Raw genomic sequence first — 22,466 nt, 5'->3', positions numbered from 1 at the left:
AATAAATTAATCCTTCACTTCAGCCAACAATGTTTCAGCTGCAAGCTTGCCCAAATTGTTAGAAGCAAGCGGACTATCCCCCGTTAATAATTTACGATCTCTATGACATTGACCTGTAATACCAGTGTTCAGAATCTTTACACCGAATTTTTCAAGGTTCTCACCGACTAACCACGGTAAAGTTCCCGGCATATAACCGATATCAATATTTGCCCCCTTATCTAATGAATCAGGGAATACACAAATTTGATAATCTTTAAAAATATAATTCTCAGGTTGTTCATCTACTGCCGCAGCCAATAACGAAGCTGGACCATGACATAACGTAATAATAAATTTGTCTTGTTCAACTGCCCATTTCAGAACTTTTTTGACATCTAAGCTATGTGGAATCTTAGCTAAAACACCATGCCCACCCGGAATAAATACAGCTGCATATGGTGAGTTTTCCCCTACTACATTTTCTAAAATATCGGCAAGTTTTAGTGGATTTTTTAGTTTATCTGCATATTTATGGAAAGTATCTAATACCACCTGCTCTTGCTTTGGCATTGCCCACATTTCAAGTTTGGCTGGATTACCGGAAAGTGTCGCAACATCAATTTCAAATCCGGCATTATCTAAATGGAACATTGGCAAAAGCATTTCTACTGGATGGTTTCCAGTAGAAAAGAACTTACCGTTTTGCATCTGGATATAGCGTTCATCAGTTGCAATCATTAAAACCTTTTTATTGCCCGCATACGGCGTTGGATAGGTTGTGCCATCGTAATCTGTTTTAGGAGAAGTATATTGACTCAGTGAATATGGTGATGGGAAGAACGCATTATCTTCAGCCAAATCTGGAGTTGGATTTTTATCATTTGATGCTGGGGTATTCATTGTTACCATCCTTTAGAATTGAAGAACGAAATAACAGCTTTAAGCCAGTTATTATTTCTTAGTACATGTATATTTAGATCAAGAAACTGATGCAACACGCCAATAGAATTTGGCAATTTTTATATAGAAATAGGCACAATTAATAATTATAAATTTCAGTTTAGGCAAACATGCCGTTCACCTAAACTGTCACAGATTAAATTAGGTATTGATTTCTAAAACGATCTTTCCAATATGGTCACCTTGCTCCATACATGCATGGGCACTTTGTACATCTGAAAAATCATAGGTTTTATAGATTTGCGGTAAACACTTGCCTTGAGCTAAGAGCGGCCATACATGTTCATGTAAGGACTGAGCAATCTGTGCTTTTTCTTGGCTATTACGTGCTCGCATGGTTGAGCCAGTAATCGTTGCACGTTTTAAAATCAGTTTTTGTAAATCAAATTCTTTTGCAATTCGCCCTCCCATAAAACCAATAATGACCAGTCGACCATCACGCTTTAATAGATTTAAGTTTTTCGAGAAATACGAACCACCCACAATATCCAAAATCACATCAACACCTTGGTCTTGGGTGTGTTTCAAAATTTCTTGCTCAAAATCTTGGGTTTTATAGTTAATTGCAGTTGTTAAATTAGAGAGTGCTTCAACTTTATCTTCACTTCCAACTGTAGCAAAAGTTTTAATCCCTAAAGCATGGCAAATCGCTAAAGCGGTGGTCCCAATACCACTTGCCCCACCATGAATCAGTGCTGTTTCATTTTCTTTTAAACGGCCGATATCAAACAGATTTGCCCAAACTGTAAAGAATGTTTCCGGAATTGCAGCAGCTTGAGTAAATGTTAGATTTTCAGGTATGGGAAGTACTTGCGTTGCAGTGACAGTACAATACTCTGCATAACCACCACCGTTGGTTAAAGCACAAACCTTGTCTCCAACTTTGAAGTGTTGCACTTGATCACCTACAGCAACTACGACCCCAGCGACTTCAAGACCCGGAATTTGCGTAACACCTTTTGGCATTGGGTATAAGCCCATACGCTGCAATACGTCTGGGCGGTTAATTCCAGCAGCTTTTACCTCAATTAACACTTCATCTGCTTGAGGAACTGGAACATCTGAATCTTGAAGTTTTAAGACCTCAGGTCCGCCAGGAACCGTAATTTCAACAATTTTCATGGTTGTTGGAAGACTCATTGATATGCTCCATGTTTGGTTTATATTTTAAATGTATTGATTTACTTTAATTCATTGAAGATTTAGGGGGAACTCCAAACAGCCGTTTGAACTCTCGACTAAACTGTGAGGCACTTACATACCCTACCTGATAGGCAGCTTCCGCAACACCCATTTGATTATTTAGGATTAAATCACGTGCTTTATGTAATCGAGTAATCTTAATGTACTGTAATGGAGAATAGTTCGTGACTTTCTTAAACGCTTGATGAAAAAGAGAGACACTCATTCCTGCTTGTTTAGCAAGTTCCTGAACCGTTAAATTGTGATAGTAATCTCTTTGAATAATTTCACAAATTGTATAAATCACACTATTTCGACTTATCATAGCCGAAAGATTTTCGATTAAATCACGGCTCCCCGCCTGCAAAACCCGATAAATGAGTTCTCGTTTTATCTGCTCTCCTAATATTGCGGTGTCTTGTTTAGAACGAAGTAAATGCAACAAACGTAAAGCAACTTCAGATATAACAGAGTTCATTTCTATAATATTTAAACCACAACTGAGCTTTATATCTCTTTTTTCAAGTTCATCTATAGATAAATGCTGCTCTTTGTTCATTTTAGTGGCTAAATCAGCCATCATTTGCGCTTCAAACTTAATTGCAATTGCCAGCATCGGTTCATTTTCAACCCATGTATCGCAGTCAAAAGGAATAGCAATCGAGATGAGTAAACACTGGCCTTGTTGAAACTGAAAAGTTTCTTTTCCGATATAACCACGCTTTACGCCTTGTATGACTAAAACAATTGAAGGCTCTTGTAATACAGCAACAGGCTGTGTGGAATGATCAACCCTCATAAGAGTGATATTTGAAATATAGGTGGGATATAGCCCTTCTTGAGGAGCTAAATATAAAAAAGCCTCTACCAAACTTTTCATCAGATCATTCTGTTGCATTGCTTTATTTTTTACAGGCTATTTAAGATTTACTATATCAATCAAACTAAAAGGAAAAAGCGTTTCTTGGTAGTACTTTGTATAAATAAGCAAGTTAAAGCTATTTTTAGGCATAAAAAAACCTAGAAGATTCTAGGTTTTTACATTCAATCTGATGATTAAGCAGATAAGTTAAAGAACATTGCTGCAATCAAAATAATGACACCGAGCACAATACGGTACCAAGCAAATACGCGTAGAGTGTGACGTTCAACAAAAAGTACCAGTGCCTTTACTACAAATAAAGCTGCAATAAATGCTGCAACAAAACCAACACCAATATTAATCATATTGTCTGAGGTCAACACATCAGCATTTTTAATTAAGTCAAATGTCGCTGCCCCTAACATGGTCGGCATTGCAAGGAAGAACGAAAATTCTGTTGCGGCTTTACGTGATAAACCTGCAAACATCCCGCCTACAATTGTCGCACCTGAACGAGAAGTTCCCGGAATCATCGCAACACATTGAGCAAGACCGACTAAAAGTGCCTGCTTAAACGTGATTTTTGTCGCATCTAGTGTTTTATGCTCAAACTGTCTAGATTCAACCCAGAAAATAATCAGTGCACCAACAATGAGGGCAATCGCAACCACAATTGGGCTAAACAAAACGCTTTTAATAAAATCGACGGCTAAAACACCAATAATCACTGCTGGGAAAAAAGCAATTAATACACTAAAAGCAAAATGACGCGACTCTACATCGCCACTAAAGAAGCCTTTAATCAAGTTAATAATTTTTTGTCGATATAACCAGCATACTGCCAAAATAGCACCTAACTGGATCACTACTTCGAATACACGACCACCATCTGAATGGAAATCGATAATATGACCAAATAAAATCAAATGGCCAGTACTGGAAATTGGTAAAAATTCAGTTAAACCTTCAACAAACCCTAGAAATAGTGCTTTTATAACTTCAAAATTTTCCATCACTTGCTCAAAAAGTTAATCACTAGAAAGGTCTAAAAATTTGTTTTATATCATGAACGAACCAACATTTTGGCCAAGCTCATGTTCAATATCAGATCATTTCTAGCATTTTGGTTATTGCCTTTAATTAAAGACCGATTATTTAAAGTGCAATAATGTATCACATCATTATGACAAACTTAGGTTAACTATCGTAAAAAGATAAAATCTAATCAAAAACAAATCGTCTTCTAGTTATAAATAAAAGCTCTTAAACTTAAGCAAGCCAAGAAACCATCTTAAAACATCAAACAAACATGATATTATTTCAAGCATATGTCATTTATATTTAAAATTTAAACAGAATGAAAAATACTAAAATCAACGCACGTCATCTGATTATCGATCTCTTTCTTTCCTCTGCTTACCCTCAACTTACGATTAAACAAATTTTGGTGGCTGCCAAACTGTTTAACTTAAGTGAAAACGGTATTCGAGTTGCGACAACCCGTTTATTAAATGAAGGTATGATTGAAAGCGTAGAACGCGGAATTTATCAACTTTCACCTTCTACGAAAGATTGGGCAAAAGTAATACTCAATCGTAAAAATGGTATTAAACAAACTAAAGAATGGCAGCAACATTATCTTGCTGTATTTACAGGCACACTGGGCCGTATAGACCGAACTGCTCTTAAAAAACGTGAACGTGTACTGCGCCAATTTGGTTTTAAAGAATTAGAAACTGGTATTTACATCCGCCCAGACAATTTAGCTTATAGTTTTGAAAAAACCTGTGAGGAGCTTGTTTTAGCTGGGCTAGAGAAAGAAGCAAAAATTTGTATTATTCAGCATTTCGAACCCTCAACGCTTAAGCAAATTTTTTCTTTATGGGATACCAAACAACTCGAAAAAAATTATGAAATGTATAGTCGAGATATCACACACTGGCTTGAAAACTATACTCATCTCTCCTTGAATGATGCCGCAGTTAAAGCCCTTCTTTTAGGTAGGGAAACGATTGCTTTACTCATGAATGATCCCCTATTACCAGCACCATTTGTAAGTGAGTCTGCACGTAATCAATTTGCTCAAGATGTACAGCAATTAGACGCGATCGGCCAAAAACTTTGGAAAAAAATATATGAACAAGAACTAAATCTATAATCATCTGATTTATTTTTTTACAAACAAATATTTCACTTTTTAATTTTTTATGACTATATTTGTAATATAAAAATATAGATACCGAACTCTAATTTGGGAGAATAACAATGAATACGCAGGTAAGTGTTACGGACCTATTTAGCAAAGAAGAAATACAAGAGCTTACAGAACCTTCAGATGCATATGGTGCTTGGGCGGTTGCCAGCACATGGGCTGTTATTGGCGGAACATTCGCCAGCTTAATCATGATGTGGGATTATTTACCGAGTTGGGGTAAATTATTAGCATGTATGCTTGCCTTAGCAATCTTGGCTGGTCGTCAGTTATGCCTCGCAATTTTAATGCACGACGCATCTCACAAAAGTTTATTCAAAAATAAAAAAATAAATGATTTCGTAGGTGAATGGCTATGCGCCCGCCCCATTTGGAATGATCTTCAAAAATATCGTGTACACCATGTTCGTCACCATGCAAAAACCTCTACTCCAGATGACCCAGATCTTTCTTTAGTTGCTGGTTTTCCTGTCAGTAAAAAGTCTCTGACTCGTAAATTCTTACGCGACTTAACAGGTATGACTGGCTTAAAGTTTAGCTTAGGTCGAGTTTTAATGGATCTGGATGTCATGAAATGGACTGTTGCCAATGATCAAATCTGGCTAGACCGCAGTCATAAAAATTTCGTTGACTATGCAAAGAGTATTGCAAAAAACAGTACAGGTGCTATTGCAACGAATTTAGCACTTTATGGCGTTTTAAAAGCATTTGGTCAACAACATTTTTATTGGTTATGGCCTCTAGCTTACTTAACCCCATTTCCACTTTTTTTACGTATTCGCTCTATGGCAGAACATGCTGGTATGCAAACCAGTAATACTGCTTTAACCAATACTCGAACAACCAAAGCTGGATGGATTGCGAGAAGTTTTGTTGCACCAATCCACGTAAACTACCATATGGAACACCATTTAATGGCTTCTGTACCATATTTTAAATTACCGCGTATGCACAAAGTTTTAAGAAAACGAGGGCATGTTCCAGTCCCGCCTAGCTATTTTGAAGTGATTCACTCACTTTCATCGAAACCATAATCATCAATTTAAGGCATATTAGAAGATCACTTTCAATTTTGTGGTCTTCTTGATGATTCACTTATATCTAAATTTTTTAGTTTTAGCTGAGTTCGATAATACTTAGGTGTCACTCCCATCCAGCGTTTAAAAGCGCGAGTGAAATGGGATGTATCTGCATAACCTAAACTTAAAGCCACAGTTTCAATTGATGTCGAACTATTTTCTAAAAGATGATGTGCATATTGCTTTCGAGTTAAATTAACTAATGCTGAGAAACTTGTATTATCGGTTGCCAAGTACCGCTGTAAGCTACGTTCTGACATATTCATCATTTGAGCGACTTGTTTAACTTTTAATATTTCTCCCTGATTATTGATCAATAATTTTTTTATGACTTGGCTAACTTCTGCTTTCCATCCGCTGCGTAACTTCAATTTATCGAGATCTTTTTTACACTGTGCTTTCAGTAAAGGTGCAAGCATCGGGTCGGCCGTTAGGATAGGCTGCGATAAATATTCTTTTGGAAAAATCCAGACATTCTGTTTTTCATTAAATAAACAATCTACACACAATTCGTCTTTTAGTTTTGAAAAACCGACGGGTTCAGACATATTTAACTTAACGGTACCTAAAGAAGATAATCCTGTGAGATGCTTAGCGATTTGAACGAAACCTAATAACAAAAAAATAGTCGCATCTGGACTCAACTGAAAAGCTTTCAAAGGCTGGTGTATAGACCAGTAAATATAATCTTGTTCTTGTTTTAACTCAGGTTTAAAGGCATCACAACGGGCCCCTATAAATTGCTCAAGTATTTTTAAGGCCTCTCCCAAATTTGTACTGACCATGGCCGCCATACCCACTGAACCATAACAAGACGCTTTCATTTCCAAAGCCAAATAACCCGCCAATGCTGGCTCATAAGTGAGTTGAATCGCATGCTCAAGTAAGTTATTTAAGAAATTAAATTCAACATACCAATACGGTTTGTTTAATTGTTCTAATGTTATGCAACTTCCATCTAAAAACTGCTCAGCAGAGATATTCCAACGCTTAACCATATCGACTAATAAATTAATATAAGTTCCGGGTAATTCTGGGTTCAGGTTTGGTCCACTAGAAATCATAAATATGGCGTCAAATGGTAAAAACTGTCAGTTCATGAACTATGCCATGCTTTTAAATTGATGCATAGTTGTTCAAAACGAAACCCGCTAAATTGCACTAGACAACACAATTTCTGAAAAGAATACAGGTCACCTTATGAATATTCTGATCGTTCATGCTCATCCAGAGCCACTGTCTTTTACAACATCATTAAAAACCACAGCCCAGCAAACTTTTAAAAAGTTGGGTCATCGTGTAGAAGTTTCTGACTTATATGCAATGCAATTCAACCCTGTAGCTTCCAAAGAGGATTTTTTAGAACTCAATCAACCCGACTATTTCAATTACGCATTAGAACAACGTAATGCCGCCAAGCAAAACCTTTTAGCACCTGATATCCAAGCGGAAATTGAAAAGGTAAAACGAGCAGATTTGATCATTTTAAACTTCCCTCTTTACTGGACTTCTGTCCCGGCAATTTTAAAAGGATGGATTGATCGCGTATTCGTTTCAGGACTTTTTTATGGCGGAAAGCGTTTTTATAACCACGGTGGTATGGCGGGGAAAAAAGCGATGCTCTGTTTAACACTGGGCGGTAGAACGCATATGTTTGGCGAGAGCTCCATTCACGGACCAATTGAACATTATCTCTCACCCATTCAACGCGGCACCTTGGCTTATACTGGTTTTGAGGTCCTTCCACCATTCATTGCCTACCATGTACCTTATATTAGCCAAGAGGCACGAGAAACCATTCTTGAAGACTATATAACGTACCTTACTCACCTCGACCAGCTAGAACCTTTAAAATTTCCCAAACTTGAAGAATTTGATGAGAAGTTATATCCCCTTTAATGGTATGTTTTAGCTCTAAAAGCAGACTAACCAGACCTATTTCTCATTTTTTGGTTATTCTTTGGAATATAGAAGATCTTAACTAGTCTTTAAACCCTCCCAAAAATTGATCAATTGGTAAAAAAAATTGCTTAATTTCCACCCATTAATTAAGAATATAAAACTTAATCAATAATATACACATGTAGAGAAACTAGACTTGTCCAGTAAAAATGATAACTAATACTCAATTCATAACCAATCAATTCATATTTTTACAAAAAAATCTTTGGCCATTTTTTTTGGATTTATGACAAAAATGTCATAAATCTAAAATCTATTAATAATAGATAAAAAATATAAATATCAAATATTTAAAATAATTTAATAATGTAAATATTTCTCCATATTTCATTCATTATTGACATTTTTTGTATAAAAAATGAGTACTCCCCAGTTCATATAACAGATTTACTCTTAGTGTAATTATGCTATTTTTGTTACATGGAGTTATCAAAGCTTTGAAACTTGTAATTAAAAGCTTTGAAGGCAACACAGTTTAAGCGGTTTAACTCTGTTACTTTTAAAAAAATGTCTTGAAGTTCAAGGAAAGATTAAAATGAAATTAAAACATCTGAGCACTGCAATGATTTTAGCAACGCTGCCTGCAACTGGGGTTTTTGCAGCAGCTTTGGATCGCTCTGGACAGTCAATGTCCGCATTCTTACAACCAAATAACTACTTCGAAGCAGGTATTTCTGTTTTAGATCCAACAGTAGAGGGTAAAGAAGCTGGGGTAAGTGCAACACGCCGTAATATTAGTGATATGGGAAATGACTACTACTTTCCTAATGCCGCACTAAAACTACAGCTTTCTGATAAGTTCTCTTTTGGCTTACTTTACGATCAACCTTTTGGAGCTGACGCTGAATATAGTGGTCAAAACGTATTTGTTTCTGACCCATCTAATACTATTTTAGCTCCAGCAGCCCTAGATAGTATCCGCACAAACACTATTAATACAACTTTTAATAATTTGACTGCAGACCAGCGTGTAGGCGCACTTCTTAAAGCTCAAGGAGTAGACTTAACATCACAAGTAGGTCAGCAACAATATATAGCAACTCTAAATGCCTACAATAATGATCCAACAAAAAAAGCAGTTATTGATGCCGCTGTTAAACAAGGTGTTGCAACACAAGTAGATGCAGGAATAAAACAAATTAATGGTCTACTTGGAACTGGTAATACAAAAGTTAAAGTTGATACTCAAAACTTATCTTTTGTGTTTGGTTTCCAACCAAATCAAAACTGGAATATCTACGCGGGTGGTGTATATCAAACAGTAAAAGGAAATGTAAGTCTCCGCGGACAAGCGTATAGTATTTATAATGGTTACGATGCTGATATTAAAGAAACAGGTGGCGCAGGTTGGTTAGCTGGTGTTGCTTATCAAATACCTGAAATTGCGCTTAAAGCTTCCTTAACATATCGTTCTGAAATTGATCATGACGTAAATATTCGCGAAAAAATCCCTACACTTTCAGCTTTATCACTTTTAGGACAAGATGCGGCGGCAGCGGCAATTGCTAATAGTTCAGCAGATACAACAATCACGACTCCTCAATCAGTAAACTTTGATTTCCAGACTGGTATCATGGCTAATACGGTTGCGTTTGCCAATGTACGCTGGGTGAACTGGAAAGACTTCTCAATTCAACCATATAAATTCGGTCAACTTTCAAAAGTAGTTGGACCATTAGCAGATCCAAGTCGTCCAAATGGCTTTAACCTAGTTGAATATTCAGACGATCAATGGACAGTGAATGCTGGTGTGGGTCGTAAGCTTAATGAAAAATGGGCAGGTAATGTCTCTGTAGGTTGGGATTCTGGCGCAGGTAACCCGGTGACTACCTTAGGCCCAACAGAAGGTTACTGGAACGTAGGTGTAGGCGTTCAATATAGCCCTACTCCACAAACATTTATTGCTGGTGGTGTGAAATACTTCTGGTTGGGTGATGCTAAAGCACAAACTGGTGCACAAGCTGGTAGCGATCAATATGTTGCAGAATTCTCTGATAACAACGCGATCGCCTATGGTTTAAAACTTGGCTATAAATTCTAAGTTTCAAACTCATTCATATAAAAAAGGCGCTTAAAGCGCCTTTTTTTATTATCCATTCTTAAGCAGGAATATTACGCTGCGAAACTGAACGGATTGCTTCTTTTAGGGCATCATATCCATTAATTGCTGGGAACTGTGGGAATTCCGCAATGACGTTGGCAGGTGCATCAAATAAGAAGCCATGATCAGCTTCACCAAGCATGGTTGTATCATTATATGAATCTCCTGCCGCGATTACACGGAAATTTAAACCGTGAAGCGCTTTAACTGACTCGCGTTTTTGGTCTGGTTGACGAAGTTTATAAGCTGTAATCATCCCATTTTCATCAGTTTCTAATTTGTGACAGAAAATTGTTGGCCAGCCTAATTGCTTCATTAAAGGATGAGCAAACTCATAGAAAGTATCGGACAAAATGACCAGTTGGAAATGATTGCTCACCCATTCAACAAACTCTTTTGCACCTGGTAGTGGCCCCATCTCAGCAATAACTTCTTGAATATCATTTAGGCCTAGACCATGTTGTTTTAGAATATTCAGACGCTGAGTCATTAAGACATCATAATCCGGAATATCACGAGTTGTTGCTTCTAGTTCTTTAATCCCTGTTTTTTTTGCGAAATTGATCCAGATTTCAGGAACTAAAACTCCTTCAAGATCTAGGCATACGATTTCCATGAATGCTTCCAACGTTGGTTAAAAATTGCTGTATCATACCATTAAGATTTTCAGATTTGCGTTGTTATTGATCAAATCAATTTTATTCATAAGGATCGAAATTAAAGTGCTAAGCAATTTATTCACTATCCTTTAGAATATTTTTCATAACACAATGCGCCCAAGCCTTTTGCCAGGAACACCCATGACCGTTATTCCGACTATTGATATCGTTGATGCTCTCGCGGCTGAATATGCAGCTAAAAGCCCACGTGAGATTTTAGAGCTTGCATTAAGCCAACAAGGTGAAATCGCAATTTCGTTCTCTGGAGCAGAAGATGTAGTCTTAATTGATATGGCTTCACGTTTAGGTAAACCCTTCCGTGTTTTTAGTCTTGATACTGGGCGGCTGCATCCTGAAACTTATCAATTTATTGAAACTGTTCGTAAACACTACAATATTAATATCGAGATTTGCTTCCCTGAACCTGAAGCTGTGCAAAGCATGGTGAATGAAAAAGGCTTATTTAGCTTCTTTAAAGATGGACACCAAGAGTGCTGTGGTATTCGAAAAGTTCAGCCTTTACGTAAGAAACTTGCGACTTTAGATGGTTGGATTACAGGCCAGCGTAAAGATCAAAGTCCGGGTACACGTACTGAAATTCCGGTGGTACAAGCAGATGCTGGTTTCTCAGGACCAGGTAAGCAACTCATTAAATATAACCCGCTTGCGAACTGGTCTAGTGCCGATGTGTGGAGTTACATCCGCATGATGGAAATTCCATACAACCCTCTACACGAGCGTGGTTTTGTTTCTATTGGCTGTGAGCCATGTACACGTCCAGTACTTCCAAACCAGCATGAACGTGAAGGCCGTTGGTGGTGGGAAGAAGCAACACAAAAAGAATGTGGCTTACATGCAGGCAACTTAAAAAAATAGTCTGGTATAAAAAAACCACTGATGAATCAGTGGTTTTTTTTACAGTTATATCTCGTACACTAAGTCATATTTAATCTGTAATAAACGCTATATACTAAATTTTACGGTTCTATAATTCTAATAAGAGCTCAGTTAAGGGCTTCTTAGAAAAAAGCATGAGGCACAACGAGTTATGCGTCCATTACACCCTATTGATTTTATTTTTCTATCGTTAGAAAAAAGACAACAACCGATGCATGTTGGCGGATTGTTTTTATTTGAAATTCCTGAAAATGCCCCTGAAACTTTTGTTCGTGATTTAGTAGAAGAAATTCGCCAATCAAAAAGTATTCCTGTCCCTCCCTTTAATAACCGTTTAAATGGCTTATTTTGGGATGAAGATGAAGAATTCGATATCGATCATCATTTCCGCCATATTGCCTTGCCTCACCCTGGTCGAATTCGTGAATTACTCGTGTATATTTCGCAGCAGCACAGCTCTTTAATTGACCGTGCAAAACCTCTGTGGACCTGCGACATTATTGAAGGGATCGAAGGTAATCGTTTCGCGATGTACTTTAAGATACATCATGCCATGGTAGATGGCGTTGCGGGTATGCGCTTAATTGAAAAGTCTCTATCAAAAACACCGGAAGAAAAACATGTGGTTCCACTTTGGTGCGTAGAAAGTAAAAGAACAAAACGCTTAAAAGTACCAAAACCAAGTACTAGTAAAATCAAAAGTATTTTAGGAGGCATCAAGTCACAGCTTGAAGTTACTCCGAAGGTCATGCATGAGTTATCACAAACCATCTTTAAAGAAATGGGGAAAAATCCTGACTATGTATCGACTTTTCAGGCGCCAGTTTCAATTTTGAATCAACGCGTAAGCGCTTCACGTCGCTTTGCAGCTCAATCTTTTGAATTAAGTCGCCTTAGAAAGATTTCTAAAGCGCTTGGTGTGACCATTAATGACGTCGTACTTGCTGTATGTTCTGGGGCATTACGTGAATACCTGATTAGTCATAATAGCTTGCCTAAAAAGCCTCTTATTGCGATGGTGCCCGCTTCACTGCGTACAGATGACTCTGACGTAAGTAATCGCATTACGATGATTCTAGCGAATTTGGGGACCCATAAAGACCAGCCTCTAGAACGACTCGAAATTATTCGTCGTAGTATGCAAAATTCAAAGCAACGCTTTAGCCGAATGACTGCAAATGAGATTTTAAACTATAGCGCTGTAGTTTATGGCCCAGCAGGTCTAAACATTATGTCTGGAATGCTCCCTAAGCGTCAGGCATTCAATTTAGTCATTTCTAATGTACCTGGCCCACGTGAGCCACTTTATTGGAATGGTGCGAAATTAGATGCGCTCTACCCTGCTTCTATAGTCATGGATGGGCAAGCGCTTAATATTACGATGACAAGCTATCTGGATAAGCTTGAAGTGGGTTTAACAGCATGTCGAAATGCTTTACCTAAGATGCAAAACCTTTTAACCCATCTTGAAGATGAGATTCAACGGTTTGAAGAAATTATTGAGGAAAAACAGCTGAAACATCATTCAGCAAGTTAAGAAAAATTAAGGGGCTTTGAAATGGCCCCTTATTTTTTAATTGCGCGGCACTGGTTAAGCAACTGATGACATACTGAACGGATCATCGCAGTTGTAATCGGTACTTCTTTACCTTGGTCATTCAACATATAGCAGCTATTTACTGGCGTGCTTTCTAAAACATGTTTAAGACCGTTGCTAATTAGGTTTTCACTTACATTCATGGGTTATACCTCTTATTGTTTGCTAAGACGTTTTAAACAGGGAGAACGTCTACGGCTACTGTATGCAAGTAGTATTTAAAATTCATGAATGAAAGTAAAATTTCAGTTGTAACAAGGATTAAGCGATATCTTGTTACAACTTTAACTTAAAATGATATCGTATTGCTCTTGCGTATATAAATTTTCGACCTGAAATTTAATAACTCTGTTGATAAAGTGCTCTAAATCAGCCACTGCAGGGGCTTCTGCCGTTAATAATCGGTCAATTACAGAAGGATGAGCAACGACAGTAAAGCCACTCGTAGACTCAAATGCACGCGTATATCGTAATATCTCTCGAAATATTTCGTAACACACTGTCTCTGCCGTTTTGACAAAACCACGCCCCTGACACGTTGGACAAGACTCACATAACAAGTGTTCTAATGATTCACGAGTTCTTTTACGTGTCATTTCGACTAAGCCAAGTTCAGACACCTGTGTGATTTTGGTTTTGGCGTGATCACGTTCAAGCATTTTTTCAAATTGACGCATCACCTCTTCACGATGAATGGCTTCTTGCATGTCAATAAAATCAATAATGATAATACCGCCCAGATTTCTTAGTCTGAGCTGACGTGCGATCACCTGAGTCGCTTCCATATTAGTCTTAAAGACTGTGTCTTCGAGACTACGACCACCGACATATGACCCTGTATTGACATCAATGGTAGTCATGGCCTCAGTCTGGTCAATCATTAGATAACCACCAGACTTTAGAGCAACGCGTGTTTGTAGAGCTTTTTGAATATCTTCTTCGACGTTATAGAGATCGAATAATGGACGTTCACCCGGATAATGAATCAGGCGACTTTGCATATTCGGCACAAATTCATCTACAAACTCACGCAGTTTGCCGTGAATTTCTCTCGAATCGACATAAATCTTTGCTGTTTCTTCGCTTGCCAAATCACGAATAATTCGTTGTGGTAGTGGTAGTTCTTCAAAAATTAAAGAAGGAACTGCAACATCCACTTGTTTACGCTGGATATATTCCCATAGCTTGCTGAGGTAACACATATCTTGTGCAATCTCAGCATCATCTACGCCTTCAGCAGCAGTACGGACAATCACACTACCGGGTAGATTATGCTCTGCCTGAATACCTTCGATGATATTACGTAAGCGTTCGCGCTCTTCTTCTGACTCAATACGCTGTGAAACACCAATATGGTTACCATACGGCATAAGAACTAAATAGCGAGAAGGAATAGAAAGATCTGTACTTAGACGTGCACCTTTGGTACCGAGCATGTCTTTCATCACCTGAACGGTCAGAATTTGCCCTGGATGAAGTAATTCAAAAACATTGGGAGTTGGCTGTGACCGAGGCCAAACCATATCATTAATATGCAAAAAGGCTGTTCTAGATAATCCGATATCAACAAAAGCCGCTTGCATGCCCGGAAGCACGCGGACAACTTTACCTTTGTAGATATTGCCGACAAGTCCTCGCTTCACTGTACGTTCAACATACAGCTCATTAACAGTTCCATTTTCGATTAATGCCACCCGACACTCCATAGGTGTGACATTAATAAGTAGTTCTTCTGACATACATAAACTCAAAGCATTATAAAATTTTTATTAAAGAGTCAGAGGGACTGTTAATGTCGCTTTGTCCACTATTCATCGACAATGCAATTCAATCAAGAATTATCAACAACCCCTTATGTCTTCACTCTTTTGAATAACTGTGAAAATTCGTACAAAGGAAGCCCTACCACATTACTATAACTTCCTTGAATTTTGGGAATATATTGCGAAGCAATTCCTTGAATTGCATATGCACCGGCCTTCCCTACAGGTTCACCTGTGGCCCAATAATCTTCCATATCTTGCGCAGTCATTGATGCAAACTCAACTTGAGTTTGCACTACTTGACTCAAGATTTGCTGCTGTGTCGCAATACAAATTCCGGAAAACACATCATGCCAACGGCCAGATAATTGTTTCCAGATTTCAAAGGCATGCTGTTTTGAGTCAGGTTTACCAATAATCTGACCATCAAGCCCAAGACTTGTATCGGCAGCAATAACCACGGCATCTGGAAAAATATTTAATACAGCTTGCGCTTTTTCTCTTGCTAAACGTTCAACATATTGATGAACCAGCTCACCATCATGAATAGATTCATCAATATCAGGGCTATAAATTTCAAAATTTAAGCCCAACTGTTGCAACAATTCTCTACGACGCGGAGAACTGGAAGCTAAAACTAAATGCGCCATTTTGCTAAACAATAATAAACAACAGGCCAAGTTAAGATGCTTGTTATTAATGGTTGCCAATGACGAGCAATCGAAAAATGAATGCCCCCCATCGTTTGGGTTACCCACATAAATGCCAAGTGAGCAATAATCACTAAAATGGCAATCGTCCATAAATTAACGAAAGTTAAAATCCGACGTTCACGTATTAAAAAGCGGGTAACAAAGGTAACAATAACAAAACTTAAGGCATTTAAGCCCAAAGGTGCATCAAGCAAAAGGTCTGTAAAAATTCCCATGCCAAATGCAAACCACACCCCACACCATGTTGGTTGGCAAACGACCCAAAACAACATGATCATAAGCATGAACAATGGACGCCAGCCAGAAATATCGTAGGAAAGTGGGTAAACCATGAGCACAGAACCCACGATAACGGAGAGAATAATTCCCCATAGTGGATCTTTACGCTTCTCACGCTTCAGTTTAGCGATCGGCATAAGGTTGCTCCTTCGCTAATGAGTCAGAGAAAAGCACAACCACGTGATGTCCTGTTGCAAGCTGAGCAGCTGGAGTAATATCAATTTCAGCAAACTCGCCTGAATTATGACGACGGATTTTAGCTACCGTACCTACTGCATAACCTGCAGGGAAATGCTCACCTAAGCCAGAACTCAATACTTTATCGCCAACCTGAATATTTGCACTAGTTGGAACATATTCCATTTTCAAGCGACCTAAATCACCAGTTCCCGAAACAATCGCACGCATACCTGTACGCTCTAAACGAACAGAGAGTGAATGTTCTTTATCAGAAAGTAACATTACACGTGAACTATGAGGGTACACATTAATGATTTGCCCCATAATCCCTTTATCATCCAGAACCGTTTGACCAACCTTGAGGTGATCCATTGAACCACGGTTAATAATGATGATATGACGCAGCGGATCAGCATCTGTTCCAATTACTTCAGCAATTTCCATACGACCATCAATAATTAATGGTGTATCAAGTAAGCCGCGTAATCGGGTATTTTCAGCAGACAGTTCTGACAGCTTCTGCAAACGAACCTGAGCCTGCAACAGCTCGGCCTGCATTGCAGTGTTTTCACGGCGCAGTTGTGTTTCAGATTTAGTTTGTTGATTCAGCCATTCTCTCGACAGTACCGGATAACTTGCAAGCGCATAAATTGGGTTATATGCAGCGTACAAGACATCCCTTGCTGGCTGAATTACATAAGGCATACGCCAATCAAAGAAAAGCACAACCAAGCATGTAATGACCGCAATAATGAACGAGCGGAAAGATGGCGGCTGTCTTGAAAAAATATTCGGTTGCACCGCCTAATCCTTAAACTTAACCGACGAAAAGCATGTCATGGTTCGGGTTGTCGAAGAATTCCAATACCTTACCACCACCACGAGTCACGCAAGTAAGAGGATCTTCAGCAACAACAACTGGTAAACCAGTTTCTTGCGCTAACAATTTGTCGAGGTTACGAAGTAACGCGCCACCACCTGTCAACACAATACCGCGCTCAGCAATATCAGAAGAAAGTTCAGGAGGAGTTTGTTCAAGAGCAGATTTCACCGCACTTACAATGCTTTGTAATGGGTCAGAAATCGCTTGAGTAATTTCATCAGAAGTTACAGTAATCGCACGAGGTACACCTTCTGCAAGGTTACGGCCACGTACTTCAATTTCTAATGTCGTACCATCAGAAACAGCCATACCTACTTCTTTCTTAATAATTTCAGCTGTGGTTTCACCAATTACGCAACCGTGAGCTTTACGAACATAATTAATGATTTGCTCATCAAATACATCACCACCAATACGTAAAGAATCGGCATAGACACAACCTTGCAATGAAATAATTGCAATTTCAGTTGTACCACCACCAACATCCACAACCATAGAACCACATGCTTGTTCAACTGGCATTCCAGCACCAATTGCTGCAGCCATTGGCTCTTCAATTAAGCGTACATCACGTGCACCAGCATTAAATACGGCTTCACGAATTGCGCGACGCTCGACCAAAGTTGATTTACATGGTACACATACAACTACACGAGGTGCAGGTGGGAACAAACGTTTTTCGTGAACTTTACCAATGAACTGATTCAACATGGTTTCAGTCACTTCAAAATCTGCAATTACACCGTCTTTCATTGGACGAATTGCAGAAATATTCGCAGGTGTACGGCCTAACATTTGCTTAGCATCTAGCCCTACAGCAGCAACAATTTTTTGTGAACCACTGTGACGAATTGCCACAACTGTTGGTTCATTTAATATAATGCCGCGGCCTGGTGCATAAATAAGTGTATTTGCTGTACCTAAATCAATGGCTAGATCCGGCGAAAACAAGCCAATTAGTCGTTTTAGAATCACGGTTCGTTCTCAGTTAAACTTTCATGTGGATGCAAGGTGGCAACTTTAAACTAAATGTGATGATTTGAACAAGTCAATCGCTTATTATAACGCACGATATTTTGAAAATTTTTAATACTGATTAGGTGATGTTATGTCTACATCGGATGCACAGCATTCAGCAGATTTAAATGCACAAACAGTTTCAGCAATCGCCAATCTTGCTCGATTGTCGCTCAATGATACGCAATCTGCTGAATATGCTCAAAGTCTAAATAAAATTTTAGGCATGATGGAAACCTTAAAAGGCATTGATACGGAAGGCGTAGAACCTTTAAAGAGTCCTTTTGACAATCCTCAACCTTTACGTGCTGATGTGGTAACTGAAAGCAATCATCGAGATGAATACCAAGCAGTTGCGCCTGCAACTCAAGATGGTTTGTATCTTGTTCCTCGCGTGATTGAATAACTTTTACTCAATTAACCCATCTTCCCTATTTTGAATGTAAAGAAATTTTACTCATGACTGATTTACATCGCTTATCAATTCGCGAACTTGCTGAAGGCTTAAGCCAAGCGAAGTTTTCGTCTCGCGAACTGACTGAACACTATTTAAAACGTATTGCTAAAATTGACCCACTGGTAAAAAGCTATGTGACGGTTACACCTGAGCAAGCACTTGCTGAAGCCGACGCAGCCGATGCAGCTTTAAAAGCAGGTAATGCAACTGCTTTAACGGGTATTCCACTTGCTCACAAAGATATCTTTTGTACCAAAGGCATTAAAACCACTGCTGGTTCAAAAATATTAGATAATTTTATTTCTCCTTACGATGCAACAGTTGTTGAAAAAACTAAAGCAGCTGGTCTTGTCACTTTAGGTAAAGTGAACATGGATGAGTTTGCGATGGGTTCAACTTCTGAAAGCTCATATGTAGGCGCAACAAGCAACCCTTGGGCACTTGACCATGTACCTGGTGGTTCATCAGGTGGCTCGGCTGCGGCTGTAGCTGCTGATTTAGCACCATTTGCTACAGGTACCGATACAGGTGGCTCAATTCGTCAACCTGCGTCTTTCTGTGGCTTAACAGGCTTAAAACCAACCTATGGTTGTGTTTCTCGCTTCGGTATCATTGCTTATGCATCATCATTAGACCAAGCGGGTCCAATGGCACGCTCTGCTGAAGACTGTGCTTACCTCATGAATGTAATTGCAGGTCATGATGCAAAAGACTCAACTTCGGTTAAAAAAGAAGTTGATGACTACGTTGCAAACTTAAATGGCACATCCGTAAAAGGTTTACGTATTGGTATTCCTAAACAGTACTTTAACGTTGCAGGTTTAGATGCCGACGTAAAAGCACGTGTTGAAGAGTCTTTGAAAAAGCTTGAAGAAATGGGTGCAACGCTTGTTGAGATTGACCTCAACATGACTGAAGCTTATGTACCAACGTATTACCTCATCGCGCCAGCGGAAGCATCTTCTAACTTGTCACGTTATGATGGCGTTCGTTACGGCTACCGCTGTGAAAATCCAGCAGACTTGATGGATCTTTATAAACGTTCTCGTTCAGAAGGTTTCGGTCCAGAAGTTCAACGCCGTATCCTTATTGGTACATACGCGCTTTCTGCGGGTTATTACGATGCTTATTATGTGAAAGCACAGAAAGTACGTCGTTTAATTCAACAAGACTTTTTAAAAGCCTTTGAAAATGTAGATGTGATTGCAGCCCCTGCTGCACCAACAACTGCATATAAAATCGGTGCGAACTTAAGTCCAACTGAAATGTATTTAGGCGATATCTATACACTTGCAGTGAACTTAGCAGGCTTGCCAGCGATTAATGCTCCTGTTGGTTTTGACAAAGATAACTTACCAGTAGGTTTACAATTAATTGGTAACTACTGGTCAGAATCACAATTGTTGTCGATTGTTCACCAATACCAACAAAACACTGACTGGCACACCAAACGTGCGGCAATTGCTGAGGAGAATGCATAATGGCTGAAGCTCAAAAGTTGAAATTGATTGACGGTTGGGAAGTCGTTATTGGTATTGAGATTCACACTCAGCTTGCAACCAATTCTAAAATTTTCTCAGGCTCATCAACTGAATTTGGACAAGACCCAAATACACAAGCGAGCCTGGTAGACTTAGCAATGCCGGGTGTACTTCCAGTTTTGAATGAAAAAGTGGTTGATCTTGCAATTCGTTTTGGTTTAGGTATTGATGCTTACATCGACCAAGCATCTGTGTTTGCACGTAAGAACTACTTCTACCCTGACTCACCAAAAGGCTATCAAATTAGCCAAATGGATAACCCGATTGTGGGCTTGGGTCACATCGACATTCAACTTGAAGATGGTACGACTAAACGTATTGGCGTAACTCGTGCTCACCTTGAAGAAGATGCGGGTAAGTCTGTACACGACCAATTTGAAGGTATGTCTGGCATTGACTTAAACCGTGCTGGTACACCTTTGCTTGAAATCGTTTCTGAACCAGATATGCGTTCGGTGGAAGAAGCCGTTGCCTACATCAAAGCTATTCACACACTAGTACGTTGGTTAGGTATTTCTGACGGTAACATGGCTGAAGGTTCATTCCGTGCGGACTGTAACGTGTCTTTACGACGTCCGGGCCAACCGTTTGGTACACGCTGTGAGCTTAAAAACCTCAACTCATTCCGTTTCATTGAGCAAGCGATCAATGTAGAAATTGAACGCCAAATGGAAATTTTGGAATGGGGCGGCGAAATTGATCAAGAAACTCGTTTGTTCGATCCAAATAAAATGGAAACGCGTTCTATGCGTTCTAAAGAAGAAGCGAATGACTACCGCTACTTCCCTGATCCAGACTTGTTACCAGTAATTATTCCAGATGAGCAAATTGAGGCCATCAAAGCAACTATGCCTGAGTTGCCAGCAGCACGCCGTGCACGCTTTATTGCAGACTTTGGCGTAACTGAATACGACGCGCACGTACTTACGCTCTCACGCGAAATGGCGGACTTCTATGAAGCTGTTGTTGCTGCGGCTGGCGGTGCGAAGCAAGGTAAAATTGCTGCAAACTGGGTAATGGGCGAATTCTCTGGTGCTTTAAACAAAGCGGGCTTAGAGTTAACAGACTCACCTGTTTCTGCTGAACAGCTTGGCGGTATGATTGCACGTATTGTTGACAACACCATTAGCGGTAAAATTGCTAAACAAGTCTTTGGCTTTATGTGGGAATCGGAAGGTAAATCTGCCGATGACATTATTGCGGAAAAAGGCTTAAAGCAAGAAACCGATACTGGTGCAATTGAAGCAATCATTAAAGAAGTACTTGCAGCCAATGAAAAAATGGTTGAAGAGTACAAGTCTGGTAAAGAAAAAGCCTTTAACGGTCTTGTTGGTCAAGTCATGAAAGCATCTAAGGGTAAAGCCAATCCTGCTCAAGTAAATGAATTAATGAAAAATTTGATTGGTTAATCTGATCAGTTCTAGAAAAGAAAACCCGCTTTAGAGCGGGTTTTATCTATTTCAAAAATGCAATCAATCCAAAATAATTTTTAAACTAAAACCATGCTGATAGGTTATCCATGATAAATAAATTACTTATTACGACCTCTTTATTGTTAATAAACTCGACACTTTTTGCTCAAACGATTCAAGTCCCAAAGAGTGAAGTAGCATCTATTTTTAAAGCTGCAAATTTCAAAAAAGCAAAACATGGCTGGAAAGGTAACTGTGATACTGGTGAAATTATTATTTATAAAGATTTAAATGGTGATGGTCATAAAGATGCAGTTATTCAAGATAGTAGCAGTATGTGTTATGGCAATACAGGGGTTGGTTACTATATTGTTTCACAGCAAAAAGATGGTCAATGGAAAAAACTCTTTAGCAACTCTGGCATTCCCACCTTTTTGAAAACTAAAGGCAAAGATGGCTGGCCTGATATTGAAAATGGGGGACCAGGCTTCTGTTCTGCTATTTATCGATGGAATGGTAAGGAATACGTTGTAAACCGTCACGAATATGAAGGTAAAGCTTGTGAGTTATAAAAAGCAGACCCCATAAATTTAAAAGCCTCGATTTATCGAGGCTTTTTTATATCCTTCTAAAGCACCCTTCGACTAAAGAATGCACTTTTTTCCTAAAAAATTACTCAGTGACTATGCTAATTTAAATTAAGAATTGAGATAGAAAAGGGGCTAAAT

The 22,466-nt window shown here is 38.9% G+C and carries 22 protein-coding genes; 10 read left to right on the top strand and 12 right to left on the bottom strand.

Annotation, left to right across the window (positions count from 1 at the left end; genetic code table 11):
* Positions 1 to 6: 6 nt before the first annotated feature.
* The 4 genes from hchA to J576_RS04925 form a co-directional block, all read right to left on the bottom strand.
* Positions 7 to 882 carry a glyoxalase III HchA gene (hchA, locus tag J576_RS04940; protein ID WP_002051103.1) on the bottom strand — a complete coding sequence of 292 codons (876 nt, stop codon included), beginning with the start codon at positions 880 to 882 and terminating at the stop codon, positions 7 to 9.
* A gap of 201 nt (positions 883 to 1,083) precedes the next feature.
* Positions 1,084 to 2,082, bottom strand: coding sequence for an NAD(P)H-quinone oxidoreductase (locus tag J576_RS04935; RefSeq protein ID WP_002051532.1), 999 nt, complete (start codon positions 2,080 to 2,082; stop codon positions 1,084 to 1,086).
* A gap of 46 nt (positions 2,083 to 2,128) precedes the next feature.
* Positions 2,129 to 3,022: an AraC family transcriptional regulator gene (locus J576_RS04930; RefSeq protein WP_025467922.1), complete on the bottom strand. Its 894-nt coding sequence runs from the start codon at positions 3,020 to 3,022 to the stop codon at positions 2,129 to 2,131.
* 158 nt (positions 3,023 to 3,180) lie between these two features.
* Entirely contained in the window at positions 3,181 to 3,999 is an 819-nt protein-coding gene (locus J576_RS04925; protein ID WP_002051555.1) for an undecaprenyl-diphosphate phosphatase, read from the bottom strand.
* A gap of 344 nt (positions 4,000 to 4,343) precedes the next feature.
* Here J576_RS04925 and J576_RS04920 point away from each other — a divergent pair, with 344 nt between their 5' ends.
* Both J576_RS04920 and J576_RS04915 read left to right on the top strand, forming a co-directional pair.
* On the top strand, positions 4,344 to 5,144 hold the full coding sequence (locus tag J576_RS04920) for a PaaX family transcriptional regulator C-terminal domain-containing protein (RefSeq protein WP_002051306.1): 801 nt from the start codon (positions 4,344 to 4,346) through the stop codon (positions 5,142 to 5,144).
* 107 nt (positions 5,145 to 5,251) lie between these two features.
* Positions 5,252 to 6,232: a fatty acid desaturase family protein gene (locus tag J576_RS04915; protein ID WP_002051380.1), complete on the top strand. Its 981-nt coding sequence runs from the start codon at positions 5,252 to 5,254 to the stop codon at positions 6,230 to 6,232.
* 32 nt (positions 6,233 to 6,264) lie between these two features.
* Here the strand turns inward: J576_RS04915 and J576_RS04910 are convergent, their stop codons facing one another.
* Positions 6,265 to 7,320, bottom strand: coding sequence for a helix-turn-helix domain-containing protein (locus J576_RS04910; protein WP_025467921.1), 1,056 nt, complete (start codon positions 7,318 to 7,320; stop codon positions 6,265 to 6,267).
* A 157-nt stretch (positions 7,321 to 7,477) separates the two neighbouring features.
* Here J576_RS04910 and J576_RS04905 point away from each other — a divergent pair, with 157 nt between their 5' ends.
* A complete protein-coding gene (locus J576_RS04905; RefSeq protein WP_002051318.1) occupies positions 7,478 to 8,176 on the top strand; it encodes an NAD(P)H-dependent oxidoreductase in 699 nt (232 codons plus the stop codon).
* A gap of 598 nt (positions 8,177 to 8,774) precedes the next feature.
* Positions 8,775 to 10,280, top strand: coding sequence for an outer membrane protein transport protein (locus J576_RS04900; RefSeq protein WP_002051542.1), 1,506 nt, complete (start codon positions 8,775 to 8,777; stop codon positions 10,278 to 10,280).
* A gap of 58 nt (positions 10,281 to 10,338) precedes the next feature.
* On the opposite strand, the gene thrH is transcribed toward J576_RS04900, so the two are convergent.
* On the bottom strand, positions 10,339 to 10,956 hold the full coding sequence (gene thrH / locus J576_RS04895; RefSeq protein ID WP_002051289.1) for a bifunctional phosphoserine phosphatase/homoserine phosphotransferase ThrH: 618 nt from the start codon (positions 10,954 to 10,956) through the stop codon (positions 10,339 to 10,341).
* A gap of 184 nt (positions 10,957 to 11,140) precedes the next feature.
* On the opposite strand from thrH, the gene J576_RS04890 reads away from it, so the two are divergent.
* Complete coding sequence (locus J576_RS04890; RefSeq protein WP_002051388.1) at positions 11,141 to 11,875, top strand: phosphoadenylyl-sulfate reductase; 735 nt, start codon at positions 11,141 to 11,143, stop codon at positions 11,873 to 11,875.
* 172 nt (positions 11,876 to 12,047) lie between these two features.
* A complete protein-coding gene (locus J576_RS04885) occupies positions 12,048 to 13,433 on the top strand; it encodes a WS/DGAT/MGAT family O-acyltransferase (protein WP_002051325.1) in 1,386 nt (461 codons plus the stop codon).
* Positions 13,434 to 13,462: 29 nt separating this feature from the next.
* On the opposite strand, the gene J576_RS19535 is transcribed toward J576_RS04885, so the two are convergent.
* From J576_RS19535 to J576_RS04855, 6 genes are all read right to left on the bottom strand, one after another.
* Positions 13,463 to 13,636 (bottom strand): PA1571 family protein, encoded by a 174-nt coding sequence (locus tag J576_RS19535; RefSeq protein ID WP_001103036.1) that lies wholly within the window; start codon positions 13,634 to 13,636, stop codon positions 13,463 to 13,465.
* A gap of 141 nt (positions 13,637 to 13,777) precedes the next feature.
* A complete protein-coding gene (gene rng, locus J576_RS04875; RefSeq protein WP_004712131.1) occupies positions 13,778 to 15,232 on the bottom strand; it encodes a ribonuclease G in 1,455 nt (484 codons plus the stop codon).
* Positions 15,233 to 15,345: 113 nt separating this feature from the next.
* Positions 15,346 to 15,906, bottom strand: coding sequence for a Maf-like protein (locus tag J576_RS04870; RefSeq protein ID WP_004885414.1), 561 nt, complete (start codon positions 15,904 to 15,906; stop codon positions 15,346 to 15,348).
* Positions 15,894 to 16,385: a rod shape-determining protein MreD gene (gene mreD, locus J576_RS04865; RefSeq protein ID WP_002051447.1), complete on the bottom strand. Its 492-nt coding sequence runs from the start codon at positions 16,383 to 16,385 to the stop codon at positions 15,894 to 15,896. Before mreD ends, J576_RS04870 begins: the two co-directional genes overlap by 13 nt.
* Positions 16,372 to 17,229 carry a rod shape-determining protein MreC gene (gene mreC, locus J576_RS04860; protein ID WP_002051136.1) on the bottom strand — a complete coding sequence of 286 codons (858 nt, stop codon included), beginning with the start codon at positions 17,227 to 17,229 and terminating at the stop codon, positions 16,372 to 16,374. Before mreC ends, mreD begins: the two co-directional genes overlap by 14 nt.
* A 16-nt stretch (positions 17,230 to 17,245) precedes the next feature.
* Entirely contained in the window at positions 17,246 to 18,286 is a 1,041-nt protein-coding gene (locus J576_RS04855; RefSeq protein ID WP_000601379.1) for a rod shape-determining protein, read from the bottom strand.
* Positions 18,287 to 18,419: 133 nt separating this feature from the next.
* On the opposite strand from J576_RS04855, the gene gatC reads away from it, so the two are divergent.
* The 4 genes from gatC to J576_RS04835 all read left to right on the top strand — a co-directional run bounded on the left by gatC (position 18,420) and on the right by J576_RS04835 (position 22,310).
* Positions 18,420 to 18,734, top strand: a complete 315-nt coding sequence (gene gatC, locus J576_RS04850) for an Asp-tRNA(Asn)/Glu-tRNA(Gln) amidotransferase subunit GatC (protein ID WP_000107699.1) — start codon at positions 18,420 to 18,422, stop codon at positions 18,732 to 18,734.
* 53 nt (positions 18,735 to 18,787) lie between these two features.
* Positions 18,788 to 20,266: an Asp-tRNA(Asn)/Glu-tRNA(Gln) amidotransferase subunit GatA gene (gene gatA / locus J576_RS04845; protein WP_002051269.1), complete on the top strand. Its 1,479-nt coding sequence runs from the start codon at positions 18,788 to 18,790 to the stop codon at positions 20,264 to 20,266.
* Positions 20,266 to 21,735, top strand: coding sequence for an Asp-tRNA(Asn)/Glu-tRNA(Gln) amidotransferase subunit GatB (gene gatB, locus J576_RS04840; RefSeq protein WP_002051469.1), 1,470 nt, complete (start codon positions 20,266 to 20,268; stop codon positions 21,733 to 21,735). The genes gatA and gatB overlap by 1 nt, the downstream gene beginning before the upstream one ends.
* Positions 21,736 to 21,845: 110 nt before the next feature.
* A complete protein-coding gene (locus J576_RS04835) occupies positions 21,846 to 22,310 on the top strand; it encodes a hypothetical protein (protein ID WP_033855520.1) in 465 nt (154 codons plus the stop codon).
* Positions 22,311 to 22,466 lie beyond the last annotated feature (156 nt).

This window comes from Acinetobacter sp. 766875, from assembly GCF_000582055.1.
In the GTDB taxonomy this organism is placed as follows: Bacteria; Pseudomonadota; Gammaproteobacteria; order Pseudomonadales; family Moraxellaceae; genus Acinetobacter; species Acinetobacter nosocomialis.
This window is presented reverse-complemented; position numbering and strand designations above follow the sequence as displayed.

Bases quoted from the DNA above. Each gene is read 5' to 3' on its own strand.
- hchA (WP_002051103.1), bottom strand. From the start codon at position 882: ATGAATACCCCAGCATCAAATGATAAAAATCCAACTCCAGATTTGGCT.
- mreD (WP_002051447.1), bottom strand. From the start codon at position 16,385: ATGCCGATCGCTAAACTGAAGCGTGAGAAGCGTAAAGATCCACTATGG.
- J576_RS19535 (WP_001103036.1), bottom strand. From the start codon at position 13,636: ATGAATGTAAGTGAAAACCTAATTAGCAACGGTCTTAAACATGTTTTA.
- J576_RS04905 (WP_002051318.1), top strand. From the start codon at position 7,478: ATGAATATTCTGATCGTTCATGCTCATCCAGAGCCACTGTCTTTTACA.
- J576_RS04890 (WP_002051388.1), top strand. From the start codon at position 11,141: ATGACCGTTATTCCGACTATTGATATCGTTGATGCTCTCGCGGCTGAA.
- gatC (WP_000107699.1), top strand. From the start codon at position 18,420: ATGTCTACATCGGATGCACAGCATTCAGCAGATTTAAATGCACAAACA.
- J576_RS04915 (WP_002051380.1), top strand. From the start codon at position 5,252: ATGAATACGCAGGTAAGTGTTACGGACCTATTTAGCAAAGAAGAAATA.
- J576_RS04920 (WP_002051306.1), top strand. From the start codon at position 4,344: ATGAAAAATACTAAAATCAACGCACGTCATCTGATTATCGATCTCTTT.
- J576_RS04900 (WP_002051542.1), top strand. From the start codon at position 8,775: ATGAAATTAAAACATCTGAGCACTGCAATGATTTTAGCAACGCTGCCT.
- thrH (WP_002051289.1), bottom strand. From the start codon at position 10,956: ATGGAAATCGTATGCCTAGATCTTGAAGGAGTTTTAGTTCCTGAAATC.
- J576_RS04885 (WP_002051325.1), top strand. From the start codon at position 12,048: ATGCGTCCATTACACCCTATTGATTTTATTTTTCTATCGTTAGAAAAA.
- J576_RS04870 (WP_004885414.1), bottom strand. From the start codon at position 15,906: ATGGCGCATTTAGTTTTAGCTTCCAGTTCTCCGCGTCGTAGAGAATTG.
- J576_RS04835 (WP_033855520.1), top strand. From the start codon at position 21,846: ATGATAAATAAATTACTTATTACGACCTCTTTATTGTTAATAAACTCG.
- gatA (WP_002051269.1), top strand. From the start codon at position 18,788: ATGACTGATTTACATCGCTTATCAATTCGCGAACTTGCTGAAGGCTTA.
- J576_RS04930 (WP_025467922.1), bottom strand. From the start codon at position 3,022: ATGCAACAGAATGATCTGATGAAAAGTTTGGTAGAGGCTTTTTTATAT.
- J576_RS04935 (WP_002051532.1), bottom strand. From the start codon at position 2,082: ATGAGTCTTCCAACAACCATGAAAATTGTTGAAATTACGGTTCCTGGC.
- gatB (WP_002051469.1), top strand. From the start codon at position 20,266: ATGGCTGAAGCTCAAAAGTTGAAATTGATTGACGGTTGGGAAGTCGTT.
- J576_RS04925 (WP_002051555.1), bottom strand. From the start codon at position 3,999: ATGGAAAATTTTGAAGTTATAAAAGCACTATTTCTAGGGTTTGTTGAA.
- rng (WP_004712131.1), bottom strand. From the start codon at position 15,232: ATGTCAGAAGAACTACTTATTAATGTCACACCTATGGAGTGTCGGGTG.